Source organism: Kiloniella laminariae DSM 19542 (assembly GCF_000374005.1).
Taxonomy (GTDB): domain Bacteria; phylum Pseudomonadota; class Alphaproteobacteria; order Kiloniellales; family Kiloniellaceae; genus Kiloniella; species Kiloniella laminariae.
Window position 1 is genome coordinate 25,410 of the sequence record NZ_KB893136.1, and the last position, 23,170, is coordinate 48,579.

A 23,170-nucleotide genomic window follows, 5' to 3' on the forward strand; every position below is an offset into this window, starting at 1 on the left:
ATTTCCCTACCGAAGACCACAAAAAAACTGCATCTATTTAAAGCCCTCGGCATAGTCAGGCAGAGGGCGAATCAAACATTTCACCTCCCCCCGTTTCTGTTCACTACACAAACAGTCTCCCAGATAGGAAGTTAAAAGAAGCGCCTTTAATTGAGAATTGAGCCGAAAATTAATGGTATTGTGAGCACGAACAAATACACGCATCATTATCACAATACCTAGTGGTTAAGAACAAAGGCGATGTGGATATGAAGCCTCAAAAAAAAGGCAAAGCAAAATCAGAAAAACACCATTGGTGGCCGGAGTGTGTTTCTGAACATTGGAAAAATGCAGATGGCAAGGTTCACTGGTTGCAGCCCAATGGAAAACTTATAGTAGCTCCCCCTAAGAACTTTGGTTGTATCGGTAATGGTCATTATATAAAACTTGCCCGCAATGCCGGAGAAACAACTCCTTGGGACCAGAACTTTGAGCCATTCTTTGATGATGCAGATGGCGGCTTCCCATCAGTAATTTCATGGCTAAAATCCTTAAAACGTGATGATAAACGAGAGGCAAAAACATTGTCTGACCGTTTTACACCCCAAAATACAAGCGATAAACAAATAGCCCAACTTGTCGAAAGTATCGTTTCACTTGCCGTTAGGTCACCAATGCAAAGACAAACGGGTGCACGTACTGCAGAGGCATTACGCGGTATTGATCGACTACCAGAAAGAGAACGAAACACTCTGATTACTCTGAATATGAGAGATAGCCAGCAAAGAGTCGTATCGCAGATCGGCACAAGAGGGAAATTTGCCATTTTATACTCTCCTAAACGCGAGTTCGTTTTTGGAGATGGCTTCTTTCACAATATTAGATCGCCAGTGCAACCATCGCAGCTTAACAGTTACAAAATGCTTGTCCCTATTACACCAGAAATATGTGTCTTATACGCAAACCCATGGCAATACATCACAGAACCACGCCTTTTTACCTTTGTCGTAACGCCAGAAGAAGCTGATGTGCTCAATAACGTAGTACAAATATATTCATGCAACAGCATATTTTATAGGTCTGAAATGCCAAAAATTATATCTGGTTACGCTGAAGCTACACATAAAATTTTTACGGATTCAGGAAACCCGGTGGATACCCTAATCTCTAATATTCCGGGCGTAGGTAGCAGCCAATCTATTTTCTTCTAAAGATTTGAACTTAAACAGGTTTGCTATTTTCCGCGTCGTGATTCTGTTGCGCCTTCGCGACAATGAGATATAGTTATCTTCTACATCTCATAAGTCACAAAAGCACAAAGGCATCCTGAAAAACTGAAGATTTCCCTGCCAAAGACCACAAAAAGAACTGCACACCTCTTTTCAGGTCTCGGCAAAGATATATAACCAACGGTATTTAATTAGAGCAAAAAATCAGGCTGGAAGGTCGTCAGCAAGAATCGCCATATTGAAAGAGTAGGAAAGCTCTCCCTCTTCATCATCGCGGTAGATAACACCAATGAACTCGCCGCCCAGTGTTACTTCGATCGAATCAGGCTTTCCTGTTTTACGGTCCAGGCCTAGAGCCTCATTACCAAAAACCTTGCGAAGGTATTTTTCTACGCTGGCGATTTCACTGTTATTCACGTTATCTACTCTCTGACATTGATGTTGTTAGGCCCTGATTAAAGGATGATCTTCTGCTCTGAAAGTATTTTCTCACAAAATCGATCTTTAAAACAGAATACAGCCCCCTATATATTAATAGATATTTAACCAGGCTGTGTCAGGATGCGAGTATGAACATAAATGCACCATCATTCCAGAGTACAGTTCGCTTTTCCGAACCAGCCGCAGCAATAACAACTGCTCAGGAAGATGCTGCCCGCCGGAACTCACAAGCTGCCGTAGAGACAAAACGGCCTGTTGAAAATGCAGATCCTTCAAACGAAGCACGCAAATTCAAAGCAGATGAGAACCGGGGACAGAATCTGGATATTCAGGTTTAAGCGAATAGCGTCTTTGCAAAAACACCTGTAAGTACAGGTGTTTTTCTGTGTCTGATTTATGGCAATTCCACTTTTCTGCTATCAGCAAAGATTGTTTGCCAGCTTCCTTTAACAAGCCGCTCAAGCTGTACTTCCCCCAGATAGAGCCCTGACAACCATCCTTCTTGTGGCCTCTTCAATCCAAAATACCTGAAATAGGAAGCTTGCCTTTTGGTCAGAACCGTCTGATCAACCTTTCTTTTGCCCGAGGGATCTGTAATGCTCAAGGTCAGACGGTCTGCAGGGTGAACGCCCCACGCCTCCATCCAGAAGACCAAACGTTCCGTTTCTCCTCTATAGGAAATTCGTTCTCTTTCTTCTGGCAGTGGCAGCTTTCTGACGACAGGAACAGAGGATGAGAACCCCGTTTCAACCAACCCGGTTTCACGGTAAGACAAACTCTCGCTTGCCTCCGCACTCCACAAACCTGCTGGCTTGCCTTCAGGATTACAGTTTTCAGGCTGAACACCTGTAAAGGGATCGTAAAACTTTGCATTCCGGGTAACGTGAAAATGCAAATGGGTAAATTCGGTATTCCCGCTCAGACCAACCAGCCCCAGTTTCTCTCCCGCTTTGACCTGTTGCCCAACCATGACTGTAATTGACCCAGGACGGAGATGAGCATAAAGCGTCTCCCAGCCCCCGCTATGACGTAGCACAACAGCATTGCCAGCTTCACGCCCGGAAGGCACCTTTTCGGGTTCTTCCAGAAACAGGTCCTCTTTCTCGCCCTCGCGGATACGCGTAACTTCGCCGTCCTGCGCAGCCACAACCACAACACCTTCGTGATAGGCCGCATAATCTATCACCCGGAAATCAGTGCCCTTGTGGCGCGGATAACTTAATGTTCCACAGCGGTAATCGCGATATCCGGACCCCGGTGAGACATCCATATAGTTCTGGATGATGCATTGCTGTGGGATTTGACACTCTATCGGCAGATCCAGCTTGAAGTCTTCATCTGCGGATACCGGGGGGATATAAAAACACAATCCTCCCCAAAAGACGCCAAACAGAAACTTTCTGGCCAGAGATCCGAGATATGGCATCAAAATCATACTTTCAGAGCAAAGGAATAATACGGCGCAAGACCAATGCCGCTCCGCCCGCAGTTTCCTCAAGGAACTGCATAAAATCAATCGTGTTCTCTTCTCCGGCAAGGTCACTCAAAGACCGCACAACCAGACATGGCACCTGGTAACGTTGAGCCACCTGGGCAATGGCAGCCCCCTCCATTTCAACAGCAAGCCCTCCCAAAACGGCACACAACCTGTCTCTGGAAGCCGTACAGCCAATGAATTGATCTCCGGTCAGGATTACGCCCGACGTAATAACAGGTGTTCGGGCAACACCACCAGCCGCAGCTGCAGAAATTTCCGGCAACTCGAAATCAGCCAACGCCACCATAATCCTCTCGATAAGAGACGCGGCCACATCATAACCAAGTTCTGAGGTCGGCAGATGGATCGGGAGATGGCCGGGTTGATAGGTCGTAAGCTCATTATCGACAACCATGCCATAGTCATGCTGAACCAGTTTGCTGCCGATGACAACATCTCCAACACCAAGACGGGGGTCCAGCCCTCCGGCAACGCCGGAAAACAGGATTGCCCTGCACTTAAAATGTTCCATCAACAGTGTGGTAACAACGGCTGCATTCACCTTGCCCATACCTGCCTCGACAAGAACTGTCTCAACACCCTCCAGCTTGCCGATTAAAAATGAAAAACCGGCAACAGATTTTTCAGAAGAAAGCTGAAAAGCCTGACCAAAATGCTGAATTTCATTTGGAATTGCACATATAAGACCGAGAGGTTGCTCTGACATCGCTTGTTTACTCCAGCGTACTGCGTATATCCGGGCCATTCGGCCCTTAAAGTGCAGTAAAGTGCAAAAGAACACTCATGCCAAGTCCTGTCACGAACAGAAACAATAGACTAACAATAAGAGAAGCTACAAAAACAAAACCCCGCAACAGGTGCGGGGTGTTTTGAGCAGGCCGGGAAGAGAATGGTGGGCCCGACAGGATTCGAACCTGTGACCTGCCGATTAAAAGTCGGACGCTCTACCAGCTGAGCTACGGGCCCAGCCTGCTTATATAGTTCCGGAAAACCGGAGAGAGAATGGTGGGCCCGACAGGATTCGAACCTGTGACCTGCCGATTAAAAGTCGGACGCTCTACCAGCTGAGCTACGGGCCCCGTCTTCTCTCACTCCCGACATCAAACTGTAATGCGGTAAGCGAGGCGGAAGATAGAACCCCTTATTGATTCGGTCAACCGCCTTTTTCTCCAAGTAGGTAAAAAAACGAAAATATATTATTTGAAAAGGACTTAGCAGAAGAAATGCAGGTTAGATTTTGTTGTCACGCATCAGCTTGAATTTTTTCTCAAGCTTTATTTTTGTCTCCGGGCTGACAAAAGAGGCTATGTCTCCTCCCAAATACCCGATTTCCTTTACAAAACGAGACGAAATGAATTGCTGTTTTTCTGACGCCATCAAAAACACCGTCTCGATTTCCGCATCCAGACGGGCATTCATTCCGGTCATCTGAAACTCGTATTCAAAGTCCGAGACCGCCCGTAGTCCGCGAATAATAATACTGGCACCAACTTCGCGGGCAAAATGCACCAGCAGATTATCAAAGGGAAGAACTTCAATCTCATGCCCCTGTTCACGCAACGGTGCTATATCGTGCAACACCATATCAACCCGCTCCTGCGTGTTGAACAGGGGGCCTTTGCGGTCATTCTTTGCAACAGCAATAACCAGCTTGTCCAGCACACGGCAACCCCGGGTGATGATATCAATATGCCCCTTGGTGATCGGATCAAATGTTCCCGGATAAAGCCCGACGTGTTTTGTCGTCATGGTTTCAGACCTTTTCTTCGAACAAAAGGCGGGGATCTCTCCCCGCCTTTGCCCTTGGATTATTCCTGTTCTGGACGATCACCTGCAGCTTCCAGGCTTTCTGTCCCGCTCTCACCTTCAACAGCCAGATCGGTTTCGGATTCAACCTCATCTTCCTCACCATCATCTGCCAAACGTGAAACGGAGACAATCTTCTCGTCAGACGCTACATCGAACAGTTTTACCCCGCGGGTCGACCGCCCGGCAATCCGCACATCATGTACAGGGCAACGGATCAGTTTTCCGGCATCTGTCACCAGCATGATGTGATCGGTCTGCTCAATCGGGAACACCCCGATGACCTCGGTTGTCCGGTCACCCGCGCGGCTCAGGTCAAGGTTTCCAATACCTTTACCACCCCGGCTGGTTACCCGGTATTCATAGGATGAAGACCGCTTGCCAAGACCATCTTGTGAAATGGAGAGAATAAACTGCTCGTCAGCTTCCATGGCATCAAGCAGGTCCTGGGACAGGCTTGTCTCCAGAGCAGAAGGATCAAACTCGCCCTCGTCCGCATTATCGCTTCTTCGCTTGGCACTGGCGTAACGCATATACTGATCCCGGGTTTCTGAATCCGCATCCATGTGATTGATGATCGCCATGGAAATGACTTTATCCCCTTCAGCCAGCGATATACCACGAACACCCGTAGACGTACGGCCAGAGAAGACACGTACCGCGGAAACCGCAAACCGGATGCACTTGCCCCGCGCAGTCGCCAGCATGATGTCTTCATGTTCTGTACAGGTCCGAACGCCGATAAGGTGGCTGTCGTCCTCCAGTTTCATGGCAATTTTACCATTCGACATCACATGGGTGAAATCAGACAGCTTGTTGCGCCGGATACCACCGGTCGAGGTGGCAAACATCACATACATATCCGACCAGGTTTCCTCGTCTTCCGGCAGAGGCATCATCGTGGATATAGTTTCGCCTTCCTTAAGCGGAAGAAGGTTGATCAGCGCCTTGCCCCTCGAGGTCGGTGTCCCCGGAGGCAGGCGATAGACCTTCATCTTGTAGACCATGCCAAAGGAAGAGAAGAACAATACAGGCGTATGGGTATTACAGACAAAAATCTGGGAGACAAAATCTTCATCTCTTGTCGCCATACCTGACCGCCCCTTGCCGCCACGGCGTTGAGCACGATAGGTACTCAAAGGAACACGTTTAATATAACCGCCATGACTGACCGTCACGACCATCTCTTCACGCTGGATCAGATCCTCATCATCGTAGCCGAATACGCCGTCGAGAATTTCAGTACGCCTTGGTGTCGCGTACTTTGCCTTCATCTCGACCAGCTCTTCGCGCAAAATCCCCATCAGCTTTTCTCTGGAAGCCAGAATTTCGAGATAATAACGAATCTGCGCTGCAATTTCTTCCAGTTCACCGGCAATCTTGTCTCTCTCAAGTCCGGTCAGTCTCTGCAAGCGCAACTCAAGAATCGCGCGGGCCTGGGTTTCTGAAAGATAATAATTACCGTTTTCATCAACAGAACGACCTGGTTCGTCTATCAGCTTAATCAGCGTCTCGACATCCCGAGCAGGCCAAGCTTTTTCCATCAGCTGTTCACGGGCGACCACAGGATCAGGGGCAGCCCTGATCAAGCGGATGATTTCATCGATATTGGCAACCGCAATTGCCAGACCGACCAAAACATGAGCCCTGTCACGTGCTTTACCCAGCTCATATATAGTCCGACGGGTAATGACTTCTTCACGGAATGCGACAAAAGCTGAAATGATTGATTTGAGATCCAGCAGCTCGGGGCGACCAGAATTCAACGCCAACATATTCGCCCCAAACGAGGTCTGAAGCGGCGAGAAACGATAGAGCTGGTTCAGAACAACTTCCGGTTCAACATCCCGACGCAGTTCAATAACAACGCGTACGCCCTGACGATCACTCTCATCGCGGATATCAGTAATACCATCAATGGTTTTATCACGCACAATCTCGGCAATTTTTTCAAGCATGCGGGCCTTGTTGACCTGGTAAGGTACCTCGGTCACCACGACAGCCATCTTGTCTTTGCGCACTTCCTGGATTTCTGCCCTGCCGCGCATGACAATCGAGCCACGTCCAGTGTGGTAGGCATCGCGGATCGTTGTACGGCCCAAAATGATACCACCTGTCGGGAAATCCGGACCGGTGATGATCTGGTTCAGCTCGTCAATAGAGACTTCAGGATCATCCACATAGGCACAGCAGCCATCCAGAACTTCCCCCAGATTATGTGGAGGAATATTGGTAGCCATCCCCACAGCGATCCCGCCAGCACCATTGACCAGTAGGTTGGGGTAACGGGCCGGCAGTACCGTCGGCTCTTTGGTCGATTCGTCGTAGTTGTCCTGAAAATCAACCGTATCTCGGTCAATATCTTCAAGCAGAGCTTCACTGGCGACCCGCTGCAGACGGGCTTCGGTATAACGCATGGCCGCAGGCGGATCACCATCCATGGAGCCAAAGTTACCCTGACCGTCAATCAGCGGCAGACGCATGGAGAAATCCTGCGCCATACGAACCATCGCATCGTAAATCGCGCTGTCGCCGTGCGGATGGTATTGCCCCATCACATCCCCGACAACACGAGCAGATTTACGATAGGCGCGGTTCCAGTCATAGCCGGATTCCTTCATCGCATAGAGAATGCGACGATGGACGGGCTTCAAACCATCCCGGACGTCAGGAAGCGCACGCGACACGATCACGCTCATGGCGTAATCGAGATAAGAGCGCTTCATTTCATCTTCAATTGTTACCGGAAAAATATCCTGGTGTTCGGACGGTGAATCAGTATTCGAGGCCACGTAATTATCCCGTTTCCGTTAAACAGAAATGCACGAAAAAAACGTCGAGAGCAGAACACTCCGGCGCATAGATTTTCAGGCACAGATTATTGCAACGAAAATGTAGCAAATTCATCCCTGCCTCACAACAAAATGTGCGGAAAAAACCGCTGAAAACTAGTGATCTATCAATTTGATATACAATAATTTTTTCAAGAAGAAATCCGGATCGGGGAATCGTCAAATTCGAATCGGCCAGTTCTCCGCATTTGCCTCGTAAACAACAGGGACACGAACCTCATCACAGGGACATTCTCGCGCTATTTTTCGACTCTACAGATCCAGAATCATATCCACATGCGGGATACCGGCATCGTCATAAGGAATGTCAGAAACCAGGCCATAGCCAAGCGACTGGTAGAAACCGACCAGATGCTCCTGAGCCGAAAGCTCAATACGCCAAGCCTTGTCTTGAAGGGATATAAATGTCCGGGCCTTTTCCATCAGCTGGCGGGCAAGCCCTCTTCCCCGAGCCTTCCTTGCAACAGCAACTCTCCCGATCTGATATCTCCCCGCCTCATTCGGAATTTGAAGGATACGACTCACAGCGATAACCTGCTCTCCCTCGGAAACAAGAACATGCCAGGACTCCATGTCACGACCATCGATATCCTGAAACAAAGACTGCTGTTCAATCACAAAGACATCGGCACGCAGCTGTAAAAGACCGTAGAGCTGGTCTTTGGAAAGCTCGGGATAGGACAAAAGTTCAATTTGCAAAGTCATGCTCGTCTGCCTCAAAATACCAAGGTAACAAGGCTATAAAACAGAAAACGGCCCGTAAAGGCCGTTTTCGTTGAAACAATATCTGTAAAACAATATCTGTAATTGTCAGAACGGAATTTCATCATCCAGATCATCCGCTGACATACCGCTTCCGCCAGAACTCGCACCACCACCCTGGGATGGAGAGGACGAACCGCCACCGAAGCCGCCGCCATATCCGCCACCACCAAAGTTGCTGTCACTGTCTCCGCCATAACTGCCACCAGCAGAATCACCCATACCGCCCTGGCCATCGTTTCGGCCATCAAGCATGGTCAACTCGCCACGGAAGTTCTGCAAAACAATCTCGGTCGTGTATTTTTCTACACCTGATGGATCGGTCCACTTGCGGGTCTGTAGCTGACCCTCGAGATAAACCTTTGATCCTTTGCGCAGAAATTTCTCAGCAACATCAACAAGCCGATCATTGAAGATAACCACGCGGTGCCATTCGGTTTTATCCCGGCGCTCGCCTGAGGTACGGTCTTTCCAGCTTTCAGAAGTCGCGATGTTCAAATTAGCCACACGCTGTCCGGATTGCATGGAGCGGATCTCTGGATCCCGGCCCAAATTACCAATCAGGATTACCTTGTTAACACTACCAGCCATGGCTCGTTTCCTCGTCTTGTAGAGAATCTGTAAATCGATTCTGAAACCCTATCAGTCGGGTTGATCAGAGCCAACGCCTAATAGGGGATCAATCACTTTTCTGCAAGTGAAGTGATCACAAGCAGGAAAAAGGATGCATTTTGTTCACTGTTCGTCCATATATAACTCAAATGAGAACATTTGCAAAACATCGGCATAAAAAGATACAGGTAGGAAAATGAGTTTGATACAGGAATCCCGTACGATTTCGGTTCGTGGAGCCAGAGAACATAACCTGAAAAACATCTCGGTAGATTTACCCCGCAATCAGCTCGTTGTTATTACTGGCCTCAGCGGATCTGGCAAATCATCTCTCGCCTTTGACACCATCTATGCCGAAGGTCAGCGCCGCTATGTCGAATCCCTTTCGGCCTATGCTCGTCAGTTTCTTGAGCTCATGCAAAAACCTGATGTCGATTCTATCGAAGGCTTATCCCCTGCTATTTCCATAGAGCAGAAAACCACATCAAAGAATCCCCGTTCCACCGTCGGCACCGTCACCGAGATTTACGATTACCTACGCCTGCTCTTTGCCCGTGTCGGCGTGCCCTATTCCCCCGCAACCGGTCTGCCGATCCAGAGCCAGTCTGTCAGCCAGATGGTCGACAAGGTGATGGAGATGCCCGAAGGCACCCGACTTTACCTGCTCGCCCCGATTGTTCGTGGTCGGAAAGGCGAATATCGCAAGGAACTGGCTGATCTTCAAAAAAAGGGTTTTCAAAGGGTCAAGGTTGACGGTGAGCTTTATGAAATTGCTGAAGTTCCAGCCCTCGACAAAAAGAAAAAACACGACATAGAAATCGTTGTAGACCGTGTGGTGGTCCGTGACGATATCCAGACCCGTCTCGCAGACAGCTTTGAAACCGCGCTTAATCTGGCCGATGGGATCGCCTTTACCGAAGATGCCAAATCGGGCGAAAGAACAATTTTCTCTGCGCGTTATGCCTGCCCGGTTTCCGGTTTTACCATTGATGAAATTGAACCGCGCCTGTTCTCGTTCAACAATCCCTTTGGGGCCTGTCCTACTTGTGACGGCCTGGGGCTCACTCTGTTTTTCTCTCCGGAACTCATTATTCCTGATCAACGGGCTACCTTAAAAAAGGGCGCTATTCTCCCCTGGGCCAATTCCACATCAAAGTATTATCTCCAGACTCTCAAGAGTCTGGCTGAACATTTTGACTTCCCCCTTGATGTTCCCTGGAGTGAGCTTTCCATGGAAACCCAGGCCCTGCTGTTGAACGGGTCTGGCAAGGAAAGCATTGCCATGACCTATACAGATGGCAACCGAAGCTATCAGACCAAGAAACCCTTTGAAGGCATTATTCCCAACATGGAACGGCGGTTCCGGGAAACCGATAGTGACTGGGTACGGGAAGAGCTCTCCAAATATCAGTCCAAACAGCCTTGCACCAGTTGCAGTGGCCACCGCCTGAAACCGGAAGCTCTTGCCGTAAAAATCGCCGATCGCCATGTGGGCGAGATTGCCAGTCTTTCTATTGCCGAGGCTGAAAAATGGTTCCGCAGTATCCCGGGCTCTCTATCCGCCAAAGAAAATGAAATCGCCGTTCGTATTCTCAAGGAAATCAACGAACGGCTTTATTTCCTGGTCAACGTTGGCCTGGATTACCTCACACTCTCGCGCTCATCCGCGACTTTATCCGGGGGCGAAAGCCAGCGTATTCGTCTCGCCTCACAAATTGGCTCCGGTCTGACCGGTGTGCTTTATGTACTGGACGAGCCGTCAATCGGCCTGCACCAACGCGATAACGCCAGACTTCTGGAAACCCTCCGCCGCTTGCGGGATCTGGGCAATACTGTCGTTGTCGTCGAACATGATGAGGATGCAATCCGCACGGCTGACTATCTTGTTGATATGGGTCCAAGAGCCGGCACCCATGGCGGCCAGGTCGTGGCCTGTGGATCTCCTGACGATGTCATGGCAAACAAAGAGAGTCTCACCGCCAAATACCTGACAGGTGAACTATCCATTGCTCTCCCGGAGGAGCGGCGCAAGGGCCACAAGGGCCAGTCAATCAAGGTCCTCAACGCCAATGGAAACAACCTCAAGAACGTTTCCATCGAAGTCCCACTGGGAACTTTCACCTGTATCACCGGCGTGTCAGGAAGCGGTAAGTCAACCTTGATCCTCGAAACCCTCTACAAGGCTGTTTCAAGGCGCCTGCACAATGCAAAGGGGCAACCCGGCAACCATGAAGCCATCGAAGGCTTGGAATTCATCGACAAGGTGATCGATATCGACCAGTCCCCGATTGGCAGAACCCCGAGATCCAACCCGGCAACCTATACAGGGGCATTCTCGCCGATCCGTGACTGGTTCACTGGTTTGCCGGAAGCAAAAACCCGGGGTTACAAGCCCGGACGTTTTTCCTTCAACGTCAAGGGTGGCCGCTGTGAATCCTGTCAGGGTGACGGTCTGATCAAAATTGAAATGCATTTTCTGCCCGATGTCTATGTTGAATGTGACGTCTGCAAAGGCAAGCGCTACAATCGCGAAACCCTCGAGATTCATTTCAAGGGTAAAAGCATTGCTGATGTCCTTGCCATGACGGTTGATGAAGGTTGCGAATTTTTCAAGGCAGTCCCGTCAATCCGCAACAAACTGGAAACTCTGCAGCGGGTTGGTCTGGGTTATGTTCAGGTAGGTCAGGCCGCCACCACCCTTTCCGGTGGCGAAGCCCAACGGGTCAAGCTGGCCAAAGAGCTCTCGAGACGGGCGACAGGGAAAACACTTTATATCCTGGATGAGCCGACAACAGGCTTGCATTTCGATGATGTCAAAAAACTTCTGGAAGTTCTTCAGACTCTGGTCGATCAGGGAAATACTATTCTCTGTATCGAGCACAATCTGGAGGTCATCAAGGTTGCCGACTGGGTGATCGACATGGGACCTGAAGGCGGCGACAAGGGAGGCAAGGTTGTCGCCAGGGGAACACCAGAAGATGTTGCCAAGACCAAAGGCAGCTACACAGGGGAATACCTGAAAGCTTACCTGGAATAACTTTTGCCCTGGGCTAATAAAAAAGCATCAGTGAGAGCTCTTCTCGCTGATGCTTTTTTTGTAGACCTGTAGGGACTATCAGCTAGTCCGCGAGACAGAAAACCTCGCGCTTTGCTTCAATCCCCTTGAGACTGTGCTTTCCAATTGTTTCACAGGCATGTCCGACAATTTCAGCAAATTCCTTGCTCACCAGAATCTGTTTACCCAGTTTTTTGGTCAGATCCTCAAGGCGCGCGACCTCGTTCACAGCTGGCCCCACAGTGGTAAATTGCAGACGATCCGGCAAACCGATATTGCCAAACATCACAGTACCGACATGTAGACCCAGACCAAAAGAAACCTCGCACTTGCCACTTTCACAGGCACAGGCATTAAGAGTTTGGATACGTTTAACAGCATCATGCGCCGCCTTTACCGCCATCCCGCAGGTTTCCTGCTGGGTTTTGTCATCCGTAAAGGGAAAAATCCCCAACACGGCATCGCCGATCAACAACAGGACATCTCCCCCGTTATCGATAATTGCCCCGGCAGTGCTTTCAAAATAGCCGTTAAGAATATCCAGGTAAATTTCCTCTGGCATGGTATCAGCCATGGCCGTCGAATTCCGTAGATCACTGTACCAGATGACTGCATTAATCTTGTCACCATCCCCGCGTTTGATCTGTCCGGTCAACACCCGCTCACCTGCATTCCGGCCAAGATAGGTGGTTGAAATATTCTGGGCAATTTGAGATTTGATAATAACCTTGCACGCCACCGCCAGCCTGTTCTGAACCCGGATAAGGGATTTGATATCGCGCTCGCTAAAACCCGCCTTGATATCGCAGGACCAGGTACCAAGAATTCCCCGCGCCTCTGTGTCCCCCGGCGTAGATTCCTCAAAAGGGATCGCATAGCAGAAAAGATCCGTGTAGCCGTCGTCTCGTAAATCCTGCATCAGCTTAAAATCGTGCAGAGCACCCTCACCACAAAGTCGGCGACGTAAAAGCCCGATATCCTTACTCAACATGAAATAAAACGGACTGCGACGCCATTCCTCATCAAGCGAAGAATCATGCGTCATTCCAACTGTCTTGACTCCATTCCCCAATTCCCAGGTCAGGCCCATGGCCCGGTAAAGAGGGTGAAGTGTACGAAAGGCAATATAACCTCTGGCAATAGGCAACCCGGCAGAACGCAACCTGAGACAACAGCCTTCAAACAGCTCTTCAATCGTTGTCCCGCGTAAAGCCTGAGCCATAACCCAGTCAACAACCGACCCGATCAGGCTATCGTCTTCGTTGCTGCGGCCGATGCGATCTTCAATGCGTTGCATCCTGTAATATGCTCCTGGCTTTATGATATATTTTTCTGGAAATTGTTTTTGGATACAGAAAAACATATAAGTGCAATCTTCGTGATTAGTAGATATAACACGAAAAATTTTATCAGAACATGCGAGAGAACGAATGAGCAACAGCGATCTAAAACCAATCCACGTAATCGGAGGCGGAATGGCAGGATCAGAAGCAACCTGGCAAATTGCTCAGGCTGGAGTTCCCGTTGTTCTCCATGAAATGCGCCCGGTACGGAAAACCGATGCCCATCAAGGCGAAGGGCTGGCTGAACTGGTCTGCTCCAACTCTTTTCGTTCTGATGATTACGAGAATAATGCTGTCGGCCTGTTGCATGAAGAAATGCGCCGGATGGACTCGCTGATTATGCTGGCTGCTTCCCTGCACATGGTTCCGGCAGGCGGCGCACTTGCCGTCGACAGAAACGACTTCTCTGATGAGGTCACCCGGCGGCTGGAATCTCATCCGCTTGTTACGATTGTTCGCGAAGAAATTACGGAACTCCCCCCTGAAGACTGGGACTCGGTAATCATCGCCACAGGCCCTCTCACCTCGGAAAGCATGAGCGAGATCATCGCTGGTATTACCGGGGAAGAATATCTCGCTTTCTTTGATGCGATAGCGCCTATCGTCTACAAGGACTCCATCAATTTTGACAAGGCGTGGTTTCAGTCCCGCTACGACAAGATTGGCCCAGAGGGAGACGGGGCGGATTACATCAACTGCCCCTTGAACAGAGAACAGTATGAAACCTTCATTGAAGCCCTGATTACCAGTGAAAAAACCGACTTCAAGGAATGGGAGGAAAATACTCCCTATTTTGAAGGCTGTCTGCCGATTGAGGTAATGGCAAGTCGTGGGGCGGAAACCCTGCGTTTTGGTCCTATGAAACCAGTCGGCCTGACAAACCCGCACAGCGACGAAGAACCCTATGCTGTGGTTCAGCTGCGTCAGGACAACAAACTCGGCACGATTTACAACATCGTCGGCTTCCAGACCAAAATGAAATATGCGGCACAGGTCGAGATTTTCAGGGCCATCCCCGGACTGGAAGAGGCCGAATTTGCCCGTCTCGGTGGCTTGCACCGGAATACCTTTTTGAAATCACCCCAGCTGCTTGACAGTTCCCTGCGCATGAAGCCCCAGCCCCGCCTGCGTTTCGCCGGACAAATCACCGGGGTTGAAGGATATGTAGAATCTGCTTCGATGGGATTGATGGCCGGGCGCTTTGCCGCTGCTGAACGGCTTGGCAAGGAATTGTCAGCTCCTCCGATTACCACAGCGCACGGGGCACTGATCAATCACGTTACTGGCGGCGCAGATGCCAAGACCTTCCAGCCTATGAATGTGAACTTTGGTATTTTCCCGAATCTGCCGAAAGAACCGGGGAAAAAACCGAAGAAAAAAGACCGTAAACCTTTGTATTCAAAACGGGCACTGGAAGATTTGCAGAGCTGGCTTGAAAGCAGCAATTAGGAGACCTTCCGATGAACCAGACCGGATCTCTTCCGGTTTGGTTTAGAAAAGTACCCCTCACCAGAAGTGCCTTAATAGGTTCCAACAAAGTTGGCCCACATCAGACGCCAGGACGCTGAAGGACTGGCCCCCTGTAGAGCTGGATCAAAGGGATCGTACTCCCGGCTCTCCAGACGTTTCAGATACTGATCTGCCAGAATACCAACCATCAATGCTGGACGGATCGAAGCAGGAAGAACAGGGCGTTCTGCCCTCGCCTGTTTCAGATTTTCCCTGATGTCTTTCGCTAAATCTTCACACAGACCGCTCAGCTCCGGAGAGCCTCCAAGTTCAAACAGTTTGCCCGTCGAAATCCCTGATGCCGTAACCAGATCTTTGGGAAGGTAGAGGCGTTTTCTCTGGGCATGAAAGGGAATAGCCCTGATCAAACCGAGTAATCCCCAGGCCATCCCCATATGCGATGCTGCCTTTTGAACCTTTTTTTCCTGATCTGTTTTTTTACCAGCCAGCGAAATCTCGCAGGCAACTTCAAACAGAGCAGCTGAAGTGTCTCGCAAATACTGTAACAGCTGGTTTTTGCTTGCAGGCCCTTCATCTTCCAGATCAGCTTCACGCGCATCAATCAGACGATCAAAAGCTCCCCGGGATAATGAAAAGCGCTGAATAACTTGGGCCAATGCAAGGACCACCTCGTGATTACGGGGTGTTCCGTCATAGATCCCATCAAGCGATTCCCGCCACCACTGCAAGCGTATCATACCCGTCAGCGGCTCACTCACCACCTCAGCGGTTTTGGCAATTTCATAATTAAAAGCATAGAGAGCGAACAGGCCTTCCCGACAGGGCTCACTGGCAAAAAGCGACGTCAGATAGCGATCATAATCGTGCTTTTTAACTTCACTCCCACAATAGGAAAGGCCTGGCTTGTTCATACGAGAAATAACCCTGCTCAGGGGATGGCGATCAGGGCAGCAGCAACCTTGCGGCCTTCGGACATCAAGACATTGTAGGTCCGACAGGCAGCACCCGTGGCCATGGCTTCGATGACCAGTCCCTTGTCCCGGATCTTCTGTCGGAAAGCCGGAGAAAGAAATTCGACCTTTGTCCCACAGCCAACCAGTAAAACTTCGATTTCTCCGGCCAGCTCAATAAAACTGTCAAAGCTCTCTTCTGTTAGCTTGTCAAAATCCGAAACCTGCCAGCTCCGGGTTTTCTCCGGCATGACAAAAACCGATCCATCATGATACTGGCCGCTGATCTGAAATCGGCCTTCACCATATTTTTCAATGATCTGAGAGCCTTCTGGGATTTGCAGGGCGACTTCCATATCTAGTTCTCAATCAACCCGGCAGCTTCTTCGCCATTCTCTTCTTCGTCTTCCGGCACCGGAGAACGAACCCCCGTGGTAAAGAGCAGAGGTACAGCAATGGCGATGGAGGAATAGGTTCCGATGACAATTCCCCAGATTAGTCCAAGACTTAATCCGCGAATAACCTCGCCCCCGAAAAGGAACAGCGCAATCAGCGCCAGCAAAGTTGTAAAGGAGGTCAGGATCGTCCGGGACAGCGTCACATTGATCGACATGTTGAGCACGTCGTAAACTTCCCAGGATTTATAACGACGCAGCTCATCCCGCACCCGGTCAAAGACCACCACGGTATCGTTGATCGAATAGCCCGCAATCATAAGAATCGCCGCCAGTGTCGCGAGATTGAACTCGAACTGGGTAACAGCAAAAAAACCGATCGTCGCAATCACATCATGCGTCAGGGCCAGCAGCGCAGCGACAGAGAACTGCCACTCGTATCTGAGCCAGATGTAGATCGCGATCCCAAGCAACGCAAAAACCGTTGCATAGATCCCGTCTTTCATCAACTCACTACCGACCTTTGGTCCAACAAACTCGACCCTGCGATATTCTGCAACTTCGGCACCAAGAGCCGACTTGACGAGCTCAATTGCAGCCATCTGTTCTTTTTCTTCGCCGTCCTGCTTCTGAATATTAATCAGGATATCAGTCGGGGAGCCAAACTCCTGCAGACTGACTTCCCCCAGCCCCAACGCACCCATCCGGCTGCGTAATGAAGAAATATCTGCGGGTGCAGTTGTCCGGATTTCAATAAGAATTCCACCACGGAAATCCACGCCAAAATTCAAGCCGCGTGTAACAGCCAGAACCACAGACATCACCAGCAACAGAATCGAGAACGCCATAAAAAATTTGCGGCGCCCCATAAAGTCGATCTTGAGATCCGTAGGCAGCTTCTTGATTAACGCCATAACTCGACTTCCCTATCAGATTCCAAGGGTCTGCGGCCGACGACGGCGCAACCAGGTTACAATTAACAAACGCGTGACCATTATCGCGGTAAACATCGATGTGATGATCCCGATAATCAAGGTCACAGCAAATCCCTTGATCGGACCAGAGCCAAACTGGAACAGAATAACCGCGGCAATCAACGTTGTGATATTCGAATCAAGAATGGTACTCATCGCCCGTTTATAACCGGCTTCCACCGCCATTACTGGCCCGCGTCCATTGCGTATTTCTTCGCGGATACGCTCAAAAATAAGAACATTGGCATCCACTGCCATCCCGATGGTCAAAACGATCCCGGCAATACCGGGCAAGGTCAGGGTTGCCTGGAACAGCGAGAGAACAGCAACAATCAAAACCAAATTTGCAATCAGGGCAACATTGGCCATCAGGCCGAAGAAACCATAGGCCAGAGCCATAAAACCAACGACCAGGACCATGCCAATGACACTGGCAATCTTTCCGGCATTGATTGAATCTTCCCCCAAGCCCGCACCAATCGTCCGCTCTTCAAGAATAACCAGAGGTGCTGGCAGAGCCCCCGCGCGCAGGAGAACGGCGAGTTCTTCCGCCGATTGTGCCGTGAAGTTTCCAGAAATAATACCGCTTCCAGTCAGGATCGGTGAACGGATCACCGGTGCAGAAATCACCCTGCCATCCAGAACAATGGCAAAAGGTTTGTTGACGTTATCCTGGGTAACCCGGGCAAATCTCTGCGCGCCTGAACTGTCAAAGGTGAAGGAAATGACCGGCTGACCATCCTGAAAGGTAGCCTGTGCATCCACAAGATTTTCACCACTGACCATCACCCGCTTGTTGATGACATAGCGGCGGGGCTGCCCGTTTGCCTGTTCATCAAGAGACAACATGATCTGGGATCCAACCGGAGCACTGTTGCTGTAAGGATCAGCATTCTGGTCAACCAGATGAAAAGTCAGTTTGGCCGTTTTACCAATAAGTGTCTTGATTTCTTCCGGATCAGTAACCCCCGGAACCTGGATCAGTATACGGTTTTCCCCTTGCCTTTGCAGGCTGATTTCCTTGGTACCGGTTTCGTCCAGACGGCGACGCAACACTTCAATTGACTGATTGACGACCGAAATCCGGCGCTGCTGCCGGACCTGATCGTTATAAACTACGGAAAACGTGCCGTCGCTGCTGGTGACCAGAAGACCACCATCTATTTGGGCAATCATCGAGCGTACCCGTGACACCATCTCATCCGTGGTATCCCGAAGGGTAAAGCTTGCGCCGCCTTCCTGTATCCCAAGATTTTGATAACCGATGCTGGCCGAACGCAGAATTGACCTGATGTTCTCGACCAGATCGGTCATTTGTTCTTTTTCAACAGCTTCCAGATCGACTTCCAGCAGCATGTATGACCCGCCGCGGAGGTCCAGCCCCAAATTGATTTGATCAGAAGCTAACCAGGAAGGGAAAGCTTCAACTGTTTGTTCCTTGAAGACATTCGGCAGGGCATAATACAAACCCAGAACGAGAACACCGACTATCGCGAAAACTTGCCACTTGGGAAACTGAACCATAAATCGGCCCGCAATTATCTGTTAAAAAAGGAATGCCTGCTCGGGTATATAGTCACCAGAGCAGGCTAATATCACCCCCGGGATATAAAATCCTGGGAGGAAAAATTACTCAGACGTCTTTTTGTCTTCTTTTTTGGAATCGTTAGACGCTTTATCTGCAGGTTCTGTCCGGCTGAGAACGTTCGCAATCGTGCTCTGAATAACAGTAATTCTGACATTCTCGGCAATATCGATCTGAACTTCGCCGCCTTCTTTAACCTTGGCAACCGTACCGATAATACCGCCAGCCGTAATCACCTTATCGCCCCGACGGATCGCGTCGATCATGGCACGCTGCTGTTTCATCTTTTTGCTCTGAGGGCGGATAATCAGGAAATAGAAAACCGCAAAAATCAGAATAAGAGGAAGAAAAGTCTGCAACAAATCGCCAGTCGCACCAGCGCCACCAGCGGCCTGAGCATAAGCAGTGGAAATCAACATCAATCCCTCCAGGATATCAAACTTGGAATCGGTTGCCAGGCAACCCTTCACGGAAAATTACCCGCGGACTATAACCGTCTCGCCCGGAAATGCAAACGAACAGCAAAATCAGGACAGGATCCGCTCTCAAAATAGCCCACTCATGGAATTGACGCCTGCAGGCCCCGGCGGTAGGGTTCCTGACTTTCTTAAAAAGTATCTGTTTCCCTGTGGAGTTAGACAATGATTGAATCTCAAACACTTCTGCCCGTTTTGTCCCGGATTGCAGAAGCGCTCGAGCGCCTCGCTCCCCCTGTTGTTTCTCACTCGGATCTCTCTGCAGCGGATGCTTTTGTCTGGCAAACCAAACCGGAAAAACTGGAACCCGTTGCGGAAGTCAACCGCATCGAGTTTGATCTTCTGAAAGGGATTGACCGGCAGCGAGAGTCGCTTTTGTCAAATACCCTGCGGTTCGTTCAGGGGTTTCCGGCGAATAATGCCCTTCTCTGGGGGGCAAGAGGCACCGGGAAAAGCTCTATCGTCAAGGCCGTACATGACAAGGTGAACGAGTTGGCAAAAACTGAGAATTTCCCCAGGTTAGCCCTGGTGGAAATTCACCGGGAGGATATTCCCTCCCTGCCCGGCTTGCTAAAAATTCTGAAAAATTCCGGACGGCCCTGTATTCTTTTTTGTGATGACCTGAGCTTTGATACTCAGGACGACAGTTACAAGTCTCTCAAGGCTGTTCTTGAAGGAGGGATCGAAGGGCGTCCGGCAAATGTGATTTTCTATGCCACATCCAACCGCCGACACCTCATGGCGCGGGATATGATCGAGAACGAACGTTCCTCGGCAATCCACACTTCAGAAGCAACAGAAGAAAACGTCAGTCTCTCTGATCGTTTCGGCCTCTGGCTCGGCTTCCATAACTGTGATCAGGATACCTATTTTGCCATGATCGAAAGCTATACCCAACGTTACGGCATCAAGATATCACAGGAACAATTACGGGCTGAAGCCAAGGAATGGTCTGTCACTCGCGGTTCCCGTTCGGGCAGGGTTGCCTGGCAATTCATCCAAGACCTCGCCGGGCGAATGAGCGTTAAAATCAACTGACCAGAGATCAGTTGACCACAAGTTTTTCGGGATTAACAGCTTCAGAGCCCTTACGAATTTCAAAATGAAGCTGAGGTTGGGAGACATTGCCAGTACTGCCTACTCTGGCAATCTCCTGTCCCCTGGACACTTTTTGTCCACGTCCCACCAAAAGCTGGTCTGCATGGGCATAGGCGGTAACCCACCCCCCTGAATGCTTGATCAGCAGCATCTGACCAAAGCCTTTTAGTTCACTGCCGGCATAAACAACGACACCATTCTCCGCGGCCATGACCGGAGTGCCTTTCTGTGCAGAAATATTGATGCCATCATTGTGTATCCCGCCCTCTTTCGGACCAAAGCCGGAAATCACCTTGCCTTTAACAGGCAAGAGAAAAGTACTGGCGGAACGTGGGGGCGGTTGCGATATCGGACCGGTCTGGCTTTGAACGCGCGGCTGCAAAGCTTCGGGTTGAACTGTAGCCGTTAAAGGAGCCGTCGTCACAGCAGGACTGGAAACCTGCTGAACTGCTTTGCCTGCAGGTAAAGAAAGCCTTTGTCCCACCAGCAGAGCATAGGGAGGCTGTATCTGGTTCAAGCGAACCAGTTCTGTAGTATCAACACCGTATTTACGTGACACGCTGTAAAGTGTGTCCCCAGCAATAACAACATGGTCATTGCTAACCGGTAAACGCACCACCTGACCGACCCTGAGAATATAGGGTGCCGAGAGGTCATTCAAAAGGATCAGTTCTCTGATCGAGACCCCTTTGGTACGCGAGATGGAATAGACTGTATCCCCCCGAACAACCCGATACTCACCTGTGGCCAAGGGTTGATACTGGTTTTCGGTTGCATTCGCCTGGTCGTCCTGTTTCAAGGTCGGAGAAGTCGTTTGCTGGTTGACTGTCTCGGTACCTTGCTGACTGCGGCGCGGATTTCTTATGGGGTAGGGAATATTATCTGGCAGCAAGGCCGGAATGACAATCCCGGCAACAGTCCCTTCTACAGGCATACTTTGCGGCTGATATGGTTCTGGGGCAATCGTGTTCTGCACGCTTGTGGAAGGGCGTGCCGGGGGCGTCGGTTTCCGTTTGGGCAAGGTCGGAGGATAGGCATAAATGGTATCAGTCCGGACTTTTGGCGCAGGAGGATTGGACAGATTGGGAAAAGAAGAGGGTACAAGACCACAGCCGGCAAGGGTCGCTGAAAAGAAGAGGACCGATAACTGTACCGGAATGGGGAAACTCTTTTTAAACATAATAACGTACGGCCAGCCTATCCGCGTTTGGACAGCGCACTGGCCCCCCCGTTTTCTCGTGGCATACCATGCACAAGAGGAACAAAACGTACTCCCCCCAAAGTCTCCTGCTCATACCCTGTTTCGCTACGCGTAATTCTCAGCAGTTCCTGATGATTACCCTGCGCGCCGAGCGGCAAGACCAAAATACCACCAATTGCCAATTGCTCAAGTAGGGCTGGTGGAATTTCTGGGGGCGCAGCTGTGACAATAATACGTTCAAACGGCGCCTGTTCTTTCCACCCCTTGTAACCATCACCAAACTTTGTGGTTACATTATGAAGCCGCAAGGTGGCAAAGCGCTCTTCGGCTTCATCCAGCAGTTCCTTATGGCGTTCAATAGTGTAGACCCGACGACAAAGCCGGGAAAGAATAGAGGCCTGATATCCTGACCCCGTACCGACTTCCAGCACTTTCATCCGCTTGCCCAGAGCCAAGGCCTGGGTCATCATGGCCACAACGCGTGGTTGGCTCAGGGTTTGCCCGCGCCCGATCGGCAAAGCCATATTCTCGTATGCCTGATCCTGAAAAGGCCCCGGAACAAAAACCTCGCGCGGAACGCGCTCGATGGCAGAAAGGACTCCGGTATCGGAAATCCCTCCTTTGCGCAGCTCCATGATCAGCCGTATTTTCCGGGCATGCAAGCTCATGAAAACAGCCCGTCCATTCTCGACAACACGGCATGATCCGTCAGATCGTATTTCAAAGGAGTAACAGTAATATAATTTTCACCAATAGCCGTCAGATCTGCATTGGGAACAGAGGTATGATGGCTGACAAATTGCCCCACCCAAAGATAGGGACGCCCCCCCGGGTCCTTGCCTTCAACAACAGTGGTTCCCTCGTCGCGGTGGCCCTGCCGACAAACTCTGATTCCTTCAATTCTCTCTGGTGGAACTCCCGGGAAATTCACATTAAAAAGCAGGTTCCCCGGCTCGGTCCAACAAGCCAGCTTCTGGATAATCTCTGGTCCAAACTTTCGGACAGTGTCCCAATGAAATCGACCATCATTCTCTTCGTCTGGCCTAAGACTGAAGGCGACTGAGCGCACCCCGAGAATTGCTCCCTCCATCGCCGCCGCTACGGTACCGGAATAGATGACATCTTCCCCCAGGTTCGCTCCGATATTTACACCGGAAAGAACAAGGTCGGGCTGTGTATCCTGCATCAGATACTTGATCGCCATCAGAACGCAATCCGTTGGCGTTCCGTCAATGCTGTATCGCTGGTCGCCGAGTTTGCGTTCACGCAAAGGCCGTCGCAAGGTCAAGGAGTGACTGGCAGCACTCTGTTCCACTTCCGGGGCAACAACCCAGACATCATTTGATAATGTTCGTGTAATCTCTTCCAGAACAGCCAGACCTTCCGCATGTATACCGTCATCATTGGATAACAGCACACATGCTCTGGAAAGATCTTCGCTCAC

21 protein-coding genes and 2 tRNA genes are annotated in these 23,170 nt (G+C 50.2%); 5 read left to right on the forward strand and 18 right to left on the reverse strand.

Going from position 1 to position 23,170, the window contains the following annotated elements; all coding sequences use genetic code 11:
* Nucleotides 1-248: 248 nt before the first annotated feature.
* Nucleotides 249-1,190 (forward strand): DUF4238 domain-containing protein, encoded by a 942-nt coding sequence (locus B152_RS0107565; protein ID WP_020591802.1) that lies wholly within the window; start codon nucleotides 249-251, stop codon nucleotides 1,188-1,190.
* 222 nt (nucleotides 1,191-1,412) lie between these two features.
* Here B152_RS0107565 and B152_RS0107570 read toward each other — a convergent pair whose 3' ends face one another.
* The gene (locus B152_RS0107570; protein WP_020591803.1) at nucleotides 1,413-1,625 is read right to left on the reverse strand and encodes a DUF3126 family protein; all 213 of its coding nucleotides are present in this window, start codon (nucleotides 1,623-1,625) and stop codon (nucleotides 1,413-1,415) included.
* Nucleotides 1,626-1,777: 152 nt separating this feature from the next.
* Here B152_RS0107570 and B152_RS0107575 point away from each other — a divergent pair, with 152 nt between their 5' ends.
* Nucleotides 1,778-1,987, forward strand: a complete 210-nt coding sequence (locus tag B152_RS0107575) for a hypothetical protein (RefSeq protein WP_020591804.1) — start codon at nucleotides 1,778-1,780, stop codon at nucleotides 1,985-1,987.
* Between the two features lie 56 nt (nucleotides 1,988-2,043).
* On the opposite strand, the gene B152_RS25185 is transcribed toward B152_RS0107575, so the two are convergent.
* The 8 genes from B152_RS25185 to ssb all read right to left on the reverse strand — a co-directional run bounded on the left by B152_RS25185 (nucleotide 2,044) and on the right by ssb (nucleotide 9,158).
* Nucleotides 2,044-3,075 carry a M23 family metallopeptidase gene (locus B152_RS25185; protein ID WP_157230970.1) on the reverse strand — a complete coding sequence of 344 codons (1,032 nt, stop codon included), beginning with the start codon at nucleotides 3,073-3,075 and terminating at the stop codon, nucleotides 2,044-2,046.
* Nucleotides 3,076-3,088: 13 nt separating this feature from the next.
* Complete coding sequence (locus B152_RS0107585; protein WP_020591806.1) at nucleotides 3,089-3,853, reverse strand: 5'-methylthioadenosine/adenosylhomocysteine nucleosidase; 765 nt, start codon at nucleotides 3,851-3,853, stop codon at nucleotides 3,089-3,091.
* Between the two features lie 184 nt (nucleotides 3,854-4,037).
* A tRNA-Lys gene (locus tag B152_RS0107590) sits at nucleotides 4,038-4,113 on the reverse strand.
* Between the two features lie 37 nt (nucleotides 4,114-4,150).
* Nucleotides 4,151-4,226, reverse strand: a tRNA-Lys gene (locus B152_RS0107595).
* Nucleotides 4,227-4,377: 151 nt separating this feature from the next.
* Nucleotides 4,378-4,896 (reverse strand): pantetheine-phosphate adenylyltransferase, encoded by a 519-nt coding sequence (coaD, locus tag B152_RS0107600; protein WP_020591807.1) that lies wholly within the window; start codon nucleotides 4,894-4,896, stop codon nucleotides 4,378-4,380.
* 59 nt (nucleotides 4,897-4,955) lie between these two features.
* Nucleotides 4,956-7,745 (reverse strand): DNA gyrase subunit A, encoded by a 2,790-nt coding sequence (gene gyrA, locus B152_RS0107605; protein WP_020591808.1) that lies wholly within the window; start codon nucleotides 7,743-7,745, stop codon nucleotides 4,956-4,958.
* Between the two features lie 312 nt (nucleotides 7,746-8,057).
* Nucleotides 8,058-8,510 (reverse strand): GNAT family N-acetyltransferase, encoded by a 453-nt coding sequence (locus B152_RS0107610; protein WP_020591809.1) that lies wholly within the window; start codon nucleotides 8,508-8,510, stop codon nucleotides 8,058-8,060.
* 105 nt (nucleotides 8,511-8,615) lie between these two features.
* The gene (gene ssb / locus B152_RS0107615) at nucleotides 8,616-9,158 is read right to left on the reverse strand and encodes a single-stranded DNA-binding protein (RefSeq protein WP_020591810.1); all 543 of its coding nucleotides are present in this window, start codon (nucleotides 9,156-9,158) and stop codon (nucleotides 8,616-8,618) included.
* 217 nt (nucleotides 9,159-9,375) lie between these two features.
* Here ssb and uvrA point away from each other — a divergent pair, with 217 nt between their 5' ends.
* Nucleotides 9,376-12,216 (forward strand): excinuclease ABC subunit UvrA, encoded by a 2,841-nt coding sequence (gene uvrA, locus B152_RS0107620; protein WP_020591811.1) that lies wholly within the window; start codon nucleotides 9,376-9,378, stop codon nucleotides 12,214-12,216.
* Between the two features lie 82 nt (nucleotides 12,217-12,298).
* On the opposite strand, the gene B152_RS22940 is transcribed toward uvrA, so the two are convergent.
* Nucleotides 12,299-13,531, reverse strand: a complete 1,233-nt coding sequence (locus tag B152_RS22940) for an adenylate/guanylate cyclase domain-containing protein (RefSeq protein ID WP_020591812.1) — start codon at nucleotides 13,529-13,531, stop codon at nucleotides 12,299-12,301.
* Nucleotides 13,532-13,664: 133 nt separating this feature from the next.
* Here B152_RS22940 and trmFO point away from each other — a divergent pair, with 133 nt between their 5' ends.
* Nucleotides 13,665-15,026: a methylenetetrahydrofolate--tRNA-(uracil(54)-C(5))-methyltransferase (FADH(2)-oxidizing) TrmFO gene (gene trmFO / locus B152_RS0107630; RefSeq protein ID WP_020591813.1), complete on the forward strand. Its 1,362-nt coding sequence runs from the start codon at nucleotides 13,665-13,667 to the stop codon at nucleotides 15,024-15,026.
* A gap of 71 nt (nucleotides 15,027-15,097) precedes the next feature.
* Here the strand turns inward: trmFO and B152_RS0107635 are convergent, their stop codons facing one another.
* From B152_RS0107635 to yajC, 5 genes are all read right to left on the reverse strand, one after another.
* Entirely contained in the window at nucleotides 15,098-15,958 is an 861-nt protein-coding gene (locus B152_RS0107635) for a phytoene/squalene synthase family protein (RefSeq protein ID WP_020591814.1), read from the reverse strand.
* Between the two features lie 17 nt (nucleotides 15,959-15,975).
* Nucleotides 15,976-16,353 carry an Mth938-like domain-containing protein gene (locus B152_RS0107640; RefSeq protein ID WP_020591815.1) on the reverse strand — a complete coding sequence of 126 codons (378 nt, stop codon included), beginning with the start codon at nucleotides 16,351-16,353 and terminating at the stop codon, nucleotides 15,976-15,978.
* Nucleotides 16,354-16,355: 2 nt separating this feature from the next.
* Nucleotides 16,356-17,306, reverse strand: a complete 951-nt coding sequence (secF, locus tag B152_RS0107645; protein ID WP_020591816.1) for a protein translocase subunit SecF — start codon at nucleotides 17,304-17,306, stop codon at nucleotides 16,356-16,358.
* A 15-nt stretch (nucleotides 17,307-17,321) separates the two neighbouring features.
* Nucleotides 17,322-18,890, reverse strand: a complete 1,569-nt coding sequence (gene secD, locus B152_RS0107650) for a protein translocase subunit SecD (protein WP_020591817.1) — start codon at nucleotides 18,888-18,890, stop codon at nucleotides 17,322-17,324.
* 105 nt (nucleotides 18,891-18,995) lie between these two features.
* Nucleotides 18,996-19,370: a preprotein translocase subunit YajC gene (yajC, locus tag B152_RS0107655; protein ID WP_026261369.1), complete on the reverse strand. Its 375-nt coding sequence runs from the start codon at nucleotides 19,368-19,370 to the stop codon at nucleotides 18,996-18,998.
* A 222-nt stretch (nucleotides 19,371-19,592) separates the two neighbouring features.
* Between yajC and B152_RS0107660 the strand changes: the two genes are divergently transcribed.
* A complete protein-coding gene (locus B152_RS0107660) occupies nucleotides 19,593-20,465 on the forward strand; it encodes an ATP-binding protein (RefSeq protein WP_020591819.1) in 873 nt (290 codons plus the stop codon).
* Between the two features lie 7 nt (nucleotides 20,466-20,472).
* Here B152_RS0107660 and B152_RS25190 read toward each other — a convergent pair whose 3' ends face one another.
* The 3 genes from B152_RS25190 to surE are packed head-to-tail and all read right to left on the reverse strand — an operon-like array spanning nucleotide 20,473 to nucleotide 23,170.
* Nucleotides 20,473-21,705 carry a M23 family metallopeptidase gene (locus tag B152_RS25190; RefSeq protein WP_020591820.1) on the reverse strand — a complete coding sequence of 411 codons (1,233 nt, stop codon included), beginning with the start codon at nucleotides 21,703-21,705 and terminating at the stop codon, nucleotides 20,473-20,475.
* A gap of 17 nt (nucleotides 21,706-21,722) precedes the next feature.
* A complete protein-coding gene (locus B152_RS0107670; RefSeq protein WP_020591821.1) occupies nucleotides 21,723-22,394 on the reverse strand; it encodes a protein-L-isoaspartate(D-aspartate) O-methyltransferase in 672 nt (223 codons plus the stop codon).
* Nucleotides 22,391-23,170 carry a 5'/3'-nucleotidase SurE gene (gene surE / locus B152_RS0107675; protein ID WP_020591822.1) on the reverse strand — a complete coding sequence of 260 codons (780 nt, stop codon included), beginning with the start codon at nucleotides 23,168-23,170 and terminating at the stop codon, nucleotides 22,391-22,393. The genes B152_RS0107670 and surE overlap by 4 nt, the downstream gene beginning before the upstream one ends.

Coding starts and splice junctions, on each gene's coding strand:
- B152_RS0107565 (WP_020591802.1), top strand. CDS start 249: ATGAAGCCTCAAAAAAAAGGCAAAGCAAAATCAGAAAAACACCATTGG.
- B152_RS0107575 (WP_020591804.1), top strand. CDS start 1,778: ATGAACATAAATGCACCATCATTCCAGAGTACAGTTCGCTTTTCCGAA.
- B152_RS25185 (WP_157230970.1), bottom strand. CDS start 3,075: ATGCCATATCTCGGATCTCTGGCCAGAAAGTTTCTGTTTGGCGTCTTT.
- B152_RS0107585 (WP_020591806.1), bottom strand. CDS start 3,853: ATGTCAGAGCAACCTCTCGGTCTTATATGTGCAATTCCAAATGAAATT.
- coaD (WP_020591807.1), bottom strand. CDS start 4,896: ATGACGACAAAACACGTCGGGCTTTATCCGGGAACATTTGATCCGATC.
- B152_RS0107610 (WP_020591809.1), bottom strand. CDS start 8,510: ATGACTTTGCAAATTGAACTTTTGTCCTATCCCGAGCTTTCCAAAGAC.
- ssb (WP_020591810.1), bottom strand. CDS start 9,158: ATGGCTGGTAGTGTTAACAAGGTAATCCTGATTGGTAATTTGGGCCGG.
- uvrA (WP_020591811.1), top strand. CDS start 9,376: ATGAGTTTGATACAGGAATCCCGTACGATTTCGGTTCGTGGAGCCAGA.
- B152_RS22940 (WP_020591812.1), bottom strand. CDS start 13,531: ATGCAACGCATTGAAGATCGCATCGGCCGCAGCAACGAAGACGATAGC.
- trmFO (WP_020591813.1), top strand. CDS start 13,665: ATGAGCAACAGCGATCTAAAACCAATCCACGTAATCGGAGGCGGAATG.
- B152_RS0107635 (WP_020591814.1), bottom strand. CDS start 15,958: ATGAACAAGCCAGGCCTTTCCTATTGTGGGAGTGAAGTTAAAAAGCAC.
- B152_RS0107640 (WP_020591815.1), bottom strand. CDS start 16,353: ATGGAAGTCGCCCTGCAAATCCCAGAAGGCTCTCAGATCATTGAAAAA.
- secF (WP_020591816.1), bottom strand. CDS start 17,306: ATGGCGTTAATCAAGAAGCTGCCTACGGATCTCAAGATCGACTTTATG.
- secD (WP_020591817.1), bottom strand. CDS start 18,890: ATGGTTCAGTTTCCCAAGTGGCAAGTTTTCGCGATAGTCGGTGTTCTC.
- yajC (WP_026261369.1), bottom strand. CDS start 19,370: ATGTTGATTTCCACTGCTTATGCTCAGGCCGCTGGTGGCGCTGGTGCG.
- B152_RS0107660 (WP_020591819.1), top strand. CDS start 19,593: ATGATTGAATCTCAAACACTTCTGCCCGTTTTGTCCCGGATTGCAGAA.
- B152_RS25190 (WP_020591820.1), bottom strand. CDS start 21,705: ATGTTTAAAAAGAGTTTCCCCATTCCGGTACAGTTATCGGTCCTCTTC.
- B152_RS0107670 (WP_020591821.1), bottom strand. CDS start 22,394: ATGAGCTTGCATGCCCGGAAAATACGGCTGATCATGGAGCTGCGCAAA.